Source organism: Pseudomonas sp. IT-P260, from assembly GCF_949768395.1.
GTDB classification, from domain to species: Bacteria; Pseudomonadota; Gammaproteobacteria; order Pseudomonadales; family Pseudomonadaceae; genus Aquipseudomonas; species Aquipseudomonas parakoreensis.
Window position 1 is genome coordinate 55,746 of sequence record NZ_CATKPO010000043.1, and the last position, 11,645, is coordinate 67,390.

Here is an 11,645-nt window from a genome sequence, read left to right on the forward strand (position 1 = left end):
GGTGGGCCCGGTTATCCGTCTGTGGCGGCTGCTGAATATAAAGCGCCTTGCTTTCAGCAGCCTTACAGACCGGGTGGTGAATTGCTGACGCCGGAATCACCAGCCGGCGTCGGTTATTTCCGTTTTGTTTATAGGTTTAGTGCACCAGCATGCCGGTGAACCAGTAGGCCTGGGCCAAAGTGATCAGGCCGACAATCGTCGCAAAGAATAGGCTGTGCTTGAGGGTGAAGCGGAACAGATCCGACTCCTTGCCCACCAGCCCGGTCGCAGCGCAGGCGACGGCAATCGATTGTGGCGAGATCATCTTGCCGGTCACGCCGCCGCTGGTGTTGGCCGCCACCAGCAAGGTGTCGTTGACGCCGATCTGGTGTGCGGTGGTCGCCTGCAGCGAACTGAACAGGGCGTTGGACGAGGTATCCGAGCCGGTGAGGAACACGCCCAGCCAGCCGAGGAACGGCGAGAAGAACGGGAAGGCTGCGCCGGTCGCGGCCAGGACCAGCGCCATGGTCGAAGACATCCCGGAGTAGTTGGTGACGAAGGCGAAGGCCAGCACCATGCCGATCGACAGAATAGGCCAGCGCAGTTCGTAAAAGGTCTCTTTCAAAGTGGTCAGACCAGTTTTGAAGTTGATCTTCAGCACCAGCATCGAGATCAATGCCGAGAAGAAGATCGCTGTGCCGGTCGCGGAAATCGGGTCGAGTTTGAACACCGCCGGAATCGCAGTCGGCGTGGCCACGATCGGCGCGGTCTTGATCACCAGTTGATCCAGGTGCGGGATGGCGAAGTTGAATACCCAGGCGTACATCGAACCGCCAGCGGCGAACATGGCTTTGAAGGGTTTCAGCGTCCAGATGGTTACCAGCACGGTAAGGATCAGGAACGGCGACCAGGCGATGAAAATTTCCCAGAGGCTGTAAGGCGACGCCACGGTGCTGCGCTTCTGGCCGAAACCGCCTGCGCTGGCGGTTACCACCGAGGCCGACACGGCGCCGGCGATGTGCTGACCGGCGGCGCGTTTTGGCTGCCAGACTTTGAGGAACAGGGTCAGGGAAATCAGGCTGGCCAGGGCCGAGGTGATGTCCGGCAGTTCCGGGCCGATGAAGTTCGAGGTGAAGTACTGGGTCACGGCGAAGCTCAGGCCTGCAACCAGTGCTGCCGGCCAGGTTTCACGCACGCCACGCAGGCCGTCCATCATGAACACCAGCCAGAACGGCACGAAAAGCGACAGCAGTGGTAGCTGGCGGCCGGTCATTGCGCCGATCTTGAACGCGTCGATACCGGTGACCTGGCCGGCCACGATGATCGGAATCCCAAGGGCGCCGAAGGCGACCGGCGCGGTGTTGGCAATCAGGCACAGGCCGGCGGCGTACAGCGGATTGAACCCGAGGCCGACCAGCAGCGCGGCGGTAATGGCCACTGGCGCGCCGAAACCGGCGGCACCTTCGAGGAACGCACCGAAGCAGAAGCCGATCAGCAGCACCTGCAAGCGCTGGTCGTCGGTGATCGATAGCACCGAGCTGCGAATGACCTCGAACTGACCACTCTTGACCGTCAGTTTGTAGAGGAACACCGCCGCGACGATGATCCAGGCAATCGGCCACAGACCATAGGCAAAGCCGTATCCGGCAGCGGCGAAAGCCATGTCGACCGGCATGTGGAAGGCGAAAATCGCCACGGCAATCGACAGGGCGAGCGTGATGCTGCCGGCCACATGACCCTTGAGGCGGAACACCGCCAGAGCCAGGAAGAAGAAAACGATGGGAATGACGGCCGCGAGTGCGGAGACGCCGAGACTGCCGAGCGGGGTATAGAGCTGTTGCCAGGTTTGCATATGGGGTGGCCCCTAATTGTTGTTGGTCAGGCACTGTCAGCGTTCTTGGTTAATTGGTAATACCAATTTACAATCGCTGTTGGCTAGGGTAAAAGCCTTGATGTCGGTGTGTCAATTTGTCGCCCTGAAACTTTTGTCGAATAAGCGGTGCAGAAGGCATCTGATCCGCTCGGGAAAATGTGCTCTGACAGGTGTCGGCGGGGCGCCGATAGGCCAGAATAGAGAGCCCGGCGAGCGGTCGGGATCGTGGAGAAATGAGTTATGGGGTTTGATCAGATTCGTCAGCGCCGTTTGTCTGACGATATTGTCGAGCGCCTCGAGGGGATGATCCTCGAGGGCACGCTGAAGTCCGGCGAACGGCTTCCGGCCGAGCGCGCCTTGGCCGAGCAGTTCGGCGTATCGCGTCCGTCGTTGCGCGAAGCGATTCAGAAACTGGCGGCCAAAGGTTTGCTGGTCAGTCGCCAGGGCGGCGGCAATTACGTGGTGGAAACCCTCGGATCGACTTTCAGCGATCCCCTGCTATTGCTGCTGGAGAGCAACCCCGAGGCGCAGCGCGACTTGCTGGAGTTTCGGCATACTCTGGAGGCATCGTGTGCCTATTACGCAGCATTGCGCGCTACGGATGTGGATCGTGAGCGCCTGACCGCAGCGTTCAACGAGCTGCAGGATTGCTACACCCGGCATGACGAAGTGAGTCGGGTGGAAGAGGGCGCGGCGGACGCGAAGTTTCACCTGGCGATTGCCGAAGCCAGCCACAACGCGGTGCTGCTGCACACCATTCGCGGGCTTTTCGATTTGCTCAAGCGCAACGTGGTGACCAACATCGGTGGCATGTACAAACAGCGCACGGAAACCCGCGACATGCTGATCTCTCAGCACCGGGAGCTGTATCTGGCGATTATCGAAGGTCGGGCGGAGCAGGCGCGGGAGGTTTCCAGTCGACACATTCTGTATGTGCAGGAAGTGCTGGAAGAGGTGCGGCAGGAGGTTCAGCGCATGGCTCGGGCGGAGCGGCGCAAGGGAATGTAGCTTTTAGAAGCAAAAAGATCGCAGCCTTCGGCAGCTCCTACACAGGAATGTGTCTTTCCCTGTAGGAGCTGCCGCAGGCTGCGATCTTTTCAGGCAGAAGAAATTATTCTTCCTTGCCCTTGTTGCGCACAGCGCGCTGCAGCTCTCGTCCGGCGTCGCGTTCGCGCTCGGTGTCACGCTTGTCGTATTCCTTCTTGCCCTTGCCCAGAGCAATCTCGCACTTGACCATGTGCTTGCTCCAGTAGAAGGACAGGCACACGCAGGCGTAGCCTTTCTGTTGCACGGCAGCGGCGAGTTTTTCCAGCTCGCGTTTGTTCAGCAGCAGTTTGCGGGTGCGGGTCGGATCGGCGATGACGTGGGTGCTCGCGGTCATCAACGGCGTGATGTGACTGCCGAGAAGCCAGGCTTCGCCGTCCTTGAGCAGCACGTAACTGTCGACCAGTTGCAGCTTGCTTGCCCGCAGACTTTTTACTTCCCAGCCGGCCAGGACCAGACCAGCCTCGAAACGATGTTCGATGAAGTAATCGTGTCGCGCCTTTTTGTTCTGCGCGATGGTCCCTGTTGGGTGTTTCTTCTGTTTAGCCATAGGGGCGGCATTATATGGAGATAAATGATCCTCGGCTACGGTGATGCTGCGTGCTTGAGCAGGTTGAGTGAATCCCGGACAATGCGGCCTCTTTTTCTAACGCTTGGGCGTGATATTCAATGTCGACAGACAAGGTTTCTGTCCACGGCAGTTGGGCTAGCCGCTGGGTTTTCATATTCGCCGCGACCGGTTCGGCCGTGGGACTGGGCAGCATCTGGAAATTCCCCTACATGGTCGGGGTCTACGGCGGCGGCGCCTTCGTGCTGATGTTTCTCGCCTGCATCGCATTGATCGGGATCCCGGTCATGCTGGCTGAAACCCTGATCGGCCGTCGCGCACGGCAGAGTCCGGCGAACGCCTTGAAGGTGTTGGCGCGGGAGGCCGGGCATTCGGGCAAGTGGTCATGGGGCGCGTTTGCCGGGATGATCACGGCGCTGCTGATCTTGTCTTTCTATAGTGTGGTCGGCGGCTGGTCGCTGGATTACATCATCGACATGGGGCGCGGCGACTTCCAGGGCGCTACGGCGGAGCAGGTCGGCGCTTATTTTGGCAATGTGATCTCCGATCCCTGGCGTCTGACACTTTGGCACACGGTTTTCATGCTGTTGTCGGCCGTAGTGATCGCCAAAGGCGTGGTTGCCGGGCTGGAGCGCAGCCTGCGGATCATGATGCCGCTGCTGTTCGTCATGGTGTTGGTATTGCTGGGTTACAGCATGACTACCGGGCATTTCATGGAAGGCGTGCATTTCATGTTCGACTTCCATCCGGAAAAAGTCCTCGACGGCTTGCTGCCCGCCATGGGCCATGCGTTCTTTTCCCTGAGCGTGGGTGTGGGTTCGATCATGATTTACGGCGCTTACATGACCAAGGAAGCCTCGCTCTCTGGCACCGTGGTCGGTGTCGCGCTGCTGGATACCTTTGTATCGCTGGTGGCTGGTCTGGCATTGTTTCCGATTGTGTTCGCCGGCGGCTTGAACCCTAGCGAAGGCCCGGGCCTGATGTTTGTCAGTCTGCCATTTGCCTTCGGTAACGTGGTTTTCGGCCAGTTGATGGGCGTGGTGTTCTTTGTGCTGGTGGCGATTGCCGCCTGGAGCTCGGCGATTTCCTTGCTTGAACCGATGGTTGCCTATCTGGTTGAACGCACGAAAATCAGCCGTGGCTGGGTGACTTTCTGGCTGGCGTTCATCTGCTGGTTCGTCGGTCTGGGTACGGTTTTCTCCTTCAATATCTGGAAGGAAGCCAAATTTTTCGTGAACGAAGGCGGGCTGTTCCATCTCTATCAATGGGGTGCGACGGGCGGTCTGGACTTCTTCGGCGTGATCGACTTCTTCACCTCGCGGATCATGTTGCCGCTCGGTGGCCTGTGCTTCGTGCTGTTTGCCGGTTGGGTGATGGGGCGTGAGGCGGTGCGTGACGAGTTGTCGATTCGTAACCCGGCGCTGTTTGCCCTGTCCTTGTTCTTGATGCGCTACGTGGCGCCTATCGGCATTCTTGTAGTGTTTGCCGCTCAGCTCTGGAAGTAACGCTTACATGACGACACATATTCAACGTTCGGCGTTGCTGCCCTACCCGGCGCAATTCCTCTACGACCTGGTCAACGACGTCGCGCGTTACCCGGAATTCTTGCCATGGTGCTCGTCCGCCGAAGTGCTGGAAAGCTCGCCCGAGCACATGCGCGCCAGCGTTGGCGTGGCCAAGGGCGGCCTCAGTCAGCACTTCGTCACGCGCAATACGCTGGTGCCGGGGCAGTCGATCGAGATGAACCTGGAAGAAGGCCCGTTCAATCAGCTGCATGGCGTCTGGGTCTTCAAGGTGTTGAACGAGAAGGCCTGCAAGATCAGTCTTGACCTGTCTTTCGACTACGCCGGCCCGCTGGTGCGCGCGACGCTCGGCCCGCTGTTCAATCAGGCGGCGAATACGTTGGTGGATGCGTTCTGCCAGCGTGCCAAGCAGATGCATGGTTGATCCGGTGATCGAGATTGAAGTGGTGTATGCCGCCGTGGATCGTCAGCTTCTGCGCAGTTTGCGCGTCCCTGAAGGGACGACAGTGCGTGAGGCGGTGCTCAAGTCAGGTATCGGCGATGAATTCCCGGAGCTGGATCTGAGTGATTGTCCGCTGGGGATCTTCGGCAAGGTGGTGGCTGATCCACAGGGTCGCTTGATTCAGGCGGGGGAGCGCATCGAGATCTACCGGCCGTTGCTGGCGGATCCGAAAGAGGTGCGACGCCTGCGGGCGGCCAAGGCTGCCGAGGCCAAAGCGCGAAATCAGTAGTCTGCCCAGATCGCAGGCAATAAAAAACCCGGAAATTCCGGGTTTTTTATTGCCTCGCGCATTACTGCGGGGAGGTGTCCAGCGGCTCAGGCGTCGGAACCGGAACGGTTTCAACACCGTCCACGTCCTTCTGGATCGAATCCAGCAAGGAGCCTGGTTTGGCGGGTTGTTCCGGCTTCGGCTTCTCGGCGTTTTCGGCAGGGGCGGTCACGCTGGTGCCACTGTCCTTGCCGAGAATGGCTTCGTCACGGCTTACGCCCGGCATGAAGTCACCGGAGAGGCTGACAAGCTGGTCGTTGGAGTTGAAGTTGACACTCACGCGCTCCTGCTGGCGTTCACCGCCACCAGGTTGCAGGCTGTACAGATAATCCCAGCGATCGGCATGGAACGTGTCGGTCAGCAGAGGGTTACCCATGATAAACCGTACTTGCCGACGGGTCATTCCCGGGCGTAACTGGTCTATCATGTCCTGCGTGACGACATTGCCCTGCTGGATGTCGATTTTGTAAACCCCGGGGAATGAACAACCGGCGAGTGCGAGCAGTCCCACAAAGGTGAAACTGGTTAGCAAGAGCTTGGTGTTTTGCATCGGTGGGCGACTTCCACTATCTTGGCTGGGACAACGTAAACGCCGATCATACCCGCATTAAGAGAAGCTGCGAAGCAGCATCGCGAGAAAGCTGACCATGGTTGAAAATAGCGAACTACGCAAAGCCGGCCTCAAAGTGACCCTGCCACGGGTCAAGATCCTGCAAATGCTCGATTCTACCGAGCAGCGTCACATGAGTGCCGAAGACGTCTACAAGGCGTTGATGGAAGCAGGCGAGGACGTCGGTCTGGCCACGGTTTACCGTGTTCTGACCCAGTTCGAAGCTGCTGGCCTCGTGGTCCGTCACAACTTCGACGGTGGCCACGCGGTATTCGAATTGGCCGACGGTGGCCACCACGACCATATGGTCAACGTGGAAACCGGTGAAGTCGTCGAATTCGTCAGTCCGGAAATCGAAAAGCTCCAGAAGGCAATTGCCGAGGAGCACGGTGTTGATCTGGTAGATCACAATCTGGTGCTGTACGTACGCAAGAAAAAGTAAGCATGTCGCGCGAATTTCAAGTTCGCGAAACGAACGAAGGCGACCCAAGGGTCGCCTTCGTGCTTTCTACCGTTCTTAAACCTTTGCCGTGACGACCATTTTTTTCGCGTGAGCCAAGGACTCTTTGGTCAAGTCGATGCCGCCCAGCATCCGCGCCACTTCTTCTATACGGTCGTTCTTGCTCAGTTTGGACACGGCGGTGTGGGTAGCCTGTTCACCGCGAACCTTGTGCACAAATAAATGCTGATGACCCTGCGCCGCCACTTGCGGCAAATGCGTCACGGTCAGCACCTGGCCGCGATCGCCAAGACGCCGCAACAACTGACCAACGATTTCGGCGGTCGGCCCGCCGATGCCTACGTCCACTTCGTCGAATACCAAGGTTGGCACCCGTGAGGTCTGCGCAGTGATCACCTGAATCGCCAGGCTGATCCGCGACAGCTCGCCACCGGAGGCTACTTTGGCCAGCGCCTTGAGCGGCTGGCCGGGGTTGGCGCTGACCAGCAGTTCGACTTGTTCCAGGCCGTTGGGCTGTAGTTCGTCGCTGGTGTTGGCGCGCAACTCGATGGTAAAGCGTCCGCCCGGCATGCCCAAGCGCTGGATCTCTTGCTCCACGGCGCTGGCGAGGCTGCTGGCGGCCTGATGGCGCAAGTCGCTCAGCTCCCGGGCCTTCTCTTGATAATGGCGGGCATAAGAGGCCAGTTCATCACCCAGGCGTTCGATGGATTCGTCGTTGGCATTCAATGTCTCGATTTCATCGAGCAATTTCTGCTGCATCTCGGCGACTTCGGTTGGCTGGATCCGGTGCTTGCGCGCCAGGGTGTAAATCGCGTCGAGGCGTTCTTCCAGATACTGCAGGCGCGCCGGATCGGCATCGAAGTTGTCGAGGAAGCGGTTGAGCTCGCCCACGGCTTCTTCGACCTGGATCTGCGCGCTGGTCAGCAGGCTGCTGGCTTCGCCCAGTGCGCCAACCGAGCTGTTCACGCTCGACAGGCGGTTGAGGCTGGCGGTCAGCGCATTCAGTACATTGCCGGAATCGCTTTCGCTGCACTGCTCGACCACCTGTCGACAAATGCCAAGCAGGGTTTCGGCGTTGGTCAGGTTCTTGTGTTCCTGCTCTAGCTGTTCCAGCTCGTTTTCGCCGAGGCCGAGGTTCTCCAGTTCTTCGAGCTGGTAGCTGAGCAATTGGTGACGCGCGCGTTGCTCGTCACCCGAGTTGGAGAGGCGCTCCAGTTCCAGGCGGGTCTGGCGCCAGCGCTGCGCGGCGAGTTGCACCTGACGGGCCAGATCGGTAGCGCCGGCATATTCGTCAAGCAGGCGTCGGTGAGTGTCGGTTTTCAGCAGGGACTGGTGTTCGTGCTGGCTGTGGATATCGATCAGCAGTTCGCCGAGGGCCTTGAGATCACCGAGCGGGCAGGGTGTGCCATTGATATAGCCGCGCGAACGGCCTTCGGCGGTGATCACCCGGCGCAGGATGCAAGGGCCGTCGTTTTCGAGGTCGCGCTCGGCCAGCCAGGCATGGGCTTCGGGAATGTCGACCAGGTCGAAGGTGGCCAGAATGTCGGCCTTGTCGGCGCCCGGGCGAACCACGCCGCTGTCGGCGCGGTCGCCAAGGGTCAGGCCCAGGGCGTCGAGCATGATCGACTTGCCGGCGCCGGTTTCCCCTGTGATCACGCTCATCCCGCGATCAAGTTCGAGATCGAGATGTTCAACGATGGCGTAGTTATGTACGGACAGGTGCACCAGCATAAAGGCCGCTCCCAGGCTTTAGGTCTGGTTATTTATACAGTGTTTTGTTTCGGCCTGACAATGCCCTCGCTTAGCTCGATTAGCTTGATCCGATCAAATGCTTAGTCCGAGCAGGAATGACAATGCAGCACTTTTTTGTAGGGTTAATCATTGCAGGCCCTTGAAGCCTGATTTTGCGGCCCCATATATCGGGGCAGAAGCGCGAGTACAGCTCGCGGACGTAATTGAAAGGAGAATTCTATGGCTGACGAACAGACAGTAGATACGCAAAATCCAGAAGCCAATCAGGCGCCCGAAACTTCGGGTGACGACCTGGCGACCCGTGTACAAGTGCTCGAAGAGCAGTTGGCCGCCGCGCAGGATCAGTCGCTGCGCGTAGCTGCCGATCTGCAGAACGTCCGCCGTCGTGCCGAGCAGGATGTCGAGAAGGCGCACAAGTTTGCGCTGGAAAAGTTCGCCGGTGACTTGCTGCCGATCGTTGACAGCCTGGAGCGCGGCCTCGAACTGTCGAGCCCGGACGACGAAAGCATCCGTCCGATGCGCGAAGGCATCGAGCTGACCCTGAAAATGTTCCACGACACCCTCAAGCGTTACCAGCTTGAAGCGATCGATCCGCATGGCGAACCGTTCAATGCCGTTCACCATCAGGCGATGGCCATGCAGGAAAGCGCCGACGTCGAACCGAACAGCGTTCTGAAGGTGTTCCAGAAGGGCTACCAGCTCAACGGTCGCCTGTTGCGTCCGGCCATGGTTGTGGTCAGCAAGGCTCCGGCGCCAATTTCGCCTTCGATTGACGAGAAGGCTTGAAATTAGCCGCAAGGCCCCCATTTAGAAGTCAAGCGTTTAAGTATTACCGCAGTTAGCCACCACTGCTGCGGCAACAAAATCCAAAGTTTCGGGAGAGTGAACATGGGCAAAATTATCGGTATCGACCTGGGGACTACCAACTCCTGCGTCTCCGTGCTGGAAAACGGCGTAGCCAAAGTTATCGAAAACGCCGAAGGCGCGCGTACCACGCCGTCGATCATCGCTTACGCCAACGATGGTGAAATCCTCGTTGGTCAGTCGGCCAAGCGTCAGGCAGTGACCAACCCGCACAACACCCTGTACGCGGTGAAGCGTCTGATCGGTCGCAAGTTCGACGAAGAAGTCGTACAGAAAGACATCAAGATGGTCCCGTACAAAATCGCCAAGGCTGACAACGGCGACGCCTGGGTTGAAGTGAACGGCCAGAAAATGGCGCCGCCACAAATCTCGGCTGAAATCCTGAAGAAGATGAAGAAGACCGCCGAAGACTACCTCGGCGAGCCTGTGACCGAGGCGGTGATCACCGTTCCGGCCTACTTCAACGACAGCCAGCGTCAGGCGACCAAAGACGCCGGCCGCATTGCCGGTCTGGACGTTAAACGTATCATCAACGAACCAACCGCGGCTGCTCTGGCTTACGGTATGGACAAGGCCAAGGGCGATCACACCGTGATCGTTTATGACCTGGGTGGCGGTACTTTCGACGTTTCCGTGATCGAGATCGCTGAAGTTGACGGCGAGCACCAGTTTGAAGTGTTGGCCACCAACGGTGACACCTTCCTCGGCGGTGAAGACTTCGACATTCGTCTGATCGACTACCTCGTTGACGAATTCAAGAAAGAAAGCGGCATGAACCTCAAAGGTGACCCGCTGGCCATGCAGCGCCTGAAAGAAGCCGCTGAGAAAGCCAAGATCGAGCTGTCGTCCGCGCAGTCGACCGACGTCAACCTGCCGTACATCACTGCAGACGCCACCGGTCCTAAGCACCTGAACGTGAAGATTTCGCGTGCCAAGCTCGAAGCACTGGTTGAAGACCTGGTTCAGCGCACCATCGAACCTTGCCGCATCGCCATGAAAGACGCCGGTATCGACGTTGGCGCGATCAACGACGTGATTCTGGTCGGCGGTCAGACCCGTATGCCGCTGGTACAGAAGCTGGTGACCGACTTCTTCGGTAAAGAAGCACGTAAAGACGTGAACCCGGACGAAGCGGTTGCCATGGGTGCTGCGATTCAGGGCGCCGTTCTGGCCGGTGACGTGAAAGACGTTCTGCTGCTCGACGTCAGCCCGCTGACCCTGGGTATCGAAACCATGGGTGGCGTGATGACCGCGCTGATCGAGAAAAACACCACGATTCCTACCAAGAAATCGCAAGTGTTCTCCACTGCCGACGACAACCAGGGCGCCGTGACCATTCACGTCCTGCAAGGTGAGCGTAAGCAAGCTGCGCAGAACAAGTCGCTGGGCAAATTCGACCTGGCCGACATTCCACCAGCTCCACGTGGCGTGCCGCAGATCGAAGTGACCTTCGACATCGACGCAAACGGCATCCTGCACGTTGGCGCGAAAGACAAGGCGACCGGTAAAGAGCAGAAGATCACCATCAAGGCCAACTCCGGTCTGTCGGATGAAGAAATTCAGAAGATGGTTCGCGACGCCGAGCTGAACGCCGAGGAAGACCGCAAGTTCGCTGAGCTGGCTGAATCCCGTAACAAGGGTGACGCACTGGTTCACTCGACTCGCAAAATGGTCACCGAAGCGGGCGACAAGGTCAGCGCCGAAGAGAAGACCGCGATCGAAGCTGCCGTGGTTGCACTGGAAGCCGCTGTGAAAGGCGACGACAAGGCTGCCATCGAAGCGAAGATCGAAGAGCTGTCGAAAGTCTCGGCTCCGGTTGCCCAGAAGATGTACGCCGAACAGGCTCAGCCTGCTGAAGGCGCGGCACCGCACGACGAGAAAGCTGAAAAGGCTGACGATGTTGTCGATGCCGAGTTCGAAGAAGTCAAAGACCACAAGTAAGTTGTTGGTCGGCCGGTTGACTGCCTTGCGGCGGTGACTGGTAGGATGTCGCCGCGCGGGAGCTTGCTCCCGCGTTGGCGTATCTGGAATACGTGAATTTTTACAGCATGCGACAAGCCTTGCGTGCTGTTGGTATGGCCGGGAATGCTCCTGCTTTTCGTGCCGCAAGTACCACAAGAAACAAAGACCAGGATCGTTGAATTGACGTGAGTTGGGTCCGGGCCTGTATTGGGGCTCAACGAGTTTGGCCATCCTCAGGAG

Annotated in this window: 11 protein-coding genes; 7 read left to right on the forward strand and 4 right to left on the reverse strand. The window is 58.7% G+C overall.

Translation table 11 applies throughout. The features are described 5' to 3' along the window. Nucleotides 1-136: 136 nt before the first annotated feature. Nucleotides 137-1,831 carry a lactate permease LctP family transporter gene (locus ACM6HV_RS24720; RefSeq protein ID WP_027610771.1) on the reverse strand — a complete coding sequence of 565 codons (1,695 nt, stop codon included), beginning with the start codon at nt 1,829-1,831 and terminating at the stop codon, nt 137-139. Nucleotides 1,832-2,092: 261 nt separating this feature from the next. Between ACM6HV_RS24720 and ACM6HV_RS24725 the strand changes: the two genes are divergently transcribed. Continuing rightward, nucleotides 2,093-2,860, forward strand: a complete 768-nt coding sequence (locus tag ACM6HV_RS24725) for a GntR family transcriptional regulator (protein WP_025110467.1) — start codon at nt 2,093-2,095, stop codon at nt 2,858-2,860. Nucleotides 2,861-2,963: 103 nt separating this feature from the next. Here the strand turns inward: ACM6HV_RS24725 and smpB are convergent, their stop codons facing one another. After that, on the reverse strand, nt 2,964-3,446 hold the full coding sequence (smpB, locus tag ACM6HV_RS24730) for an SsrA-binding protein SmpB (protein WP_003221505.1): 483 nt from the start codon (nt 3,444-3,446) through the stop codon (nt 2,964-2,966). 119 nt (nt 3,447-3,565) lie between these two features. Here smpB and ACM6HV_RS24735 point away from each other — a divergent pair, with 119 nt between their 5' ends. The 3 genes from ACM6HV_RS24735 to ACM6HV_RS24745 are packed head-to-tail and all read left to right on the forward strand — an operon-like array spanning nt 3,566 to nt 5,718. Beyond that, nucleotides 3,566-4,969, forward strand: coding sequence for a sodium-dependent transporter (locus ACM6HV_RS24735; RefSeq protein ID WP_041066764.1), 1,404 nt, complete (start codon nt 3,566-3,568; stop codon nt 4,967-4,969). 7 nt (nt 4,970-4,976) lie between these two features. Then, on the forward strand, nt 4,977-5,411 hold the full coding sequence (locus tag ACM6HV_RS24740) for a type II toxin-antitoxin system RatA family toxin (RefSeq protein ID WP_016986510.1): 435 nt from the start codon (nt 4,977-4,979) through the stop codon (nt 5,409-5,411). Next, entirely contained in the window at nt 5,404-5,718 is a 315-nt protein-coding gene (locus tag ACM6HV_RS24745; protein ID WP_414905530.1) for an RnfH family protein, read from the forward strand. The genes ACM6HV_RS24740 and ACM6HV_RS24745 overlap by 8 nt, the downstream gene beginning before the upstream one ends. A gap of 61 nt (nt 5,719-5,779) precedes the next feature. On the opposite strand, the gene ACM6HV_RS24750 is transcribed toward ACM6HV_RS24745, so the two are convergent. Next, nucleotides 5,780-6,307 (reverse strand): outer membrane protein assembly factor BamE, encoded by a 528-nt coding sequence (locus ACM6HV_RS24750; RefSeq protein ID WP_027610774.1) that lies wholly within the window; start codon nt 6,305-6,307, stop codon nt 5,780-5,782. A 97-nt stretch (nt 6,308-6,404) separates the two neighbouring features. On the opposite strand from ACM6HV_RS24750, the gene fur reads away from it, so the two are divergent. Then, on the forward strand, nt 6,405-6,809 hold the full coding sequence (gene fur / locus ACM6HV_RS24755) for a ferric iron uptake transcriptional regulator (RefSeq protein ID WP_003221515.1): 405 nt from the start codon (nt 6,405-6,407) through the stop codon (nt 6,807-6,809). Between the two features lie 75 nt (nt 6,810-6,884). On the opposite strand, the gene recN is transcribed toward fur, so the two are convergent. Next, complete coding sequence (recN, locus tag ACM6HV_RS24760; RefSeq protein ID WP_414905531.1) at nt 6,885-8,558, reverse strand: DNA repair protein RecN; 1,674 nt, start codon at nt 8,556-8,558, stop codon at nt 6,885-6,887. Nucleotides 8,559-8,798: 240 nt separating this feature from the next. On the opposite strand from recN, the gene grpE reads away from it, so the two are divergent. Together grpE and dnaK are read left to right on the forward strand one after the other, a co-directional pair. After that, on the forward strand, nt 8,799-9,365 hold the full coding sequence (gene grpE, locus ACM6HV_RS24765) for a nucleotide exchange factor GrpE (RefSeq protein WP_007961425.1): 567 nt from the start codon (nt 8,799-8,801) through the stop codon (nt 9,363-9,365). Nucleotides 9,366-9,467: 102 nt separating this feature from the next. Next, nucleotides 9,468-11,384, forward strand: a complete 1,917-nt coding sequence (gene dnaK / locus ACM6HV_RS24770; RefSeq protein ID WP_003221521.1) for a molecular chaperone DnaK — start codon at nt 9,468-9,470, stop codon at nt 11,382-11,384. Nucleotides 11,385-11,645 lie beyond the last annotated feature (261 nt).

Coding starts and splice junctions, on each gene's coding strand:
- ACM6HV_RS24720 (WP_027610771.1), bottom strand. CDS start 1,831: ATGCAAACCTGGCAACAGCTCTATACCCCGCTCGGCAGTCTCGGCGTC.
- ACM6HV_RS24725 (WP_025110467.1), top strand. CDS start 2,093: ATGGGGTTTGATCAGATTCGTCAGCGCCGTTTGTCTGACGATATTGTC.
- smpB (WP_003221505.1), bottom strand. CDS start 3,446: ATGGCTAAACAGAAGAAACACCCAACAGGGACCATCGCGCAGAACAAA.
- ACM6HV_RS24735 (WP_041066764.1), top strand. CDS start 3,566: ATGTCGACAGACAAGGTTTCTGTCCACGGCAGTTGGGCTAGCCGCTGG.
- ACM6HV_RS24740 (WP_016986510.1), top strand. CDS start 4,977: ATGACGACACATATTCAACGTTCGGCGTTGCTGCCCTACCCGGCGCAA.
- ACM6HV_RS24745 (WP_414905530.1), top strand. CDS start 5,404: ATGGTTGATCCGGTGATCGAGATTGAAGTGGTGTATGCCGCCGTGGAT.
- ACM6HV_RS24750 (WP_027610774.1), bottom strand. CDS start 6,307: ATGCAAAACACCAAGCTCTTGCTAACCAGTTTCACCTTTGTGGGACTG.
- fur (WP_003221515.1), top strand. CDS start 6,405: ATGGTTGAAAATAGCGAACTACGCAAAGCCGGCCTCAAAGTGACCCTG.
- recN (WP_414905531.1), bottom strand. CDS start 8,558: ATGCTGGTGCACCTGTCCGTACATAACTACGCCATCGTTGAACATCTC.
- grpE (WP_007961425.1), top strand. CDS start 8,799: ATGGCTGACGAACAGACAGTAGATACGCAAAATCCAGAAGCCAATCAG.
- dnaK (WP_003221521.1), top strand. CDS start 9,468: ATGGGCAAAATTATCGGTATCGACCTGGGGACTACCAACTCCTGCGTC.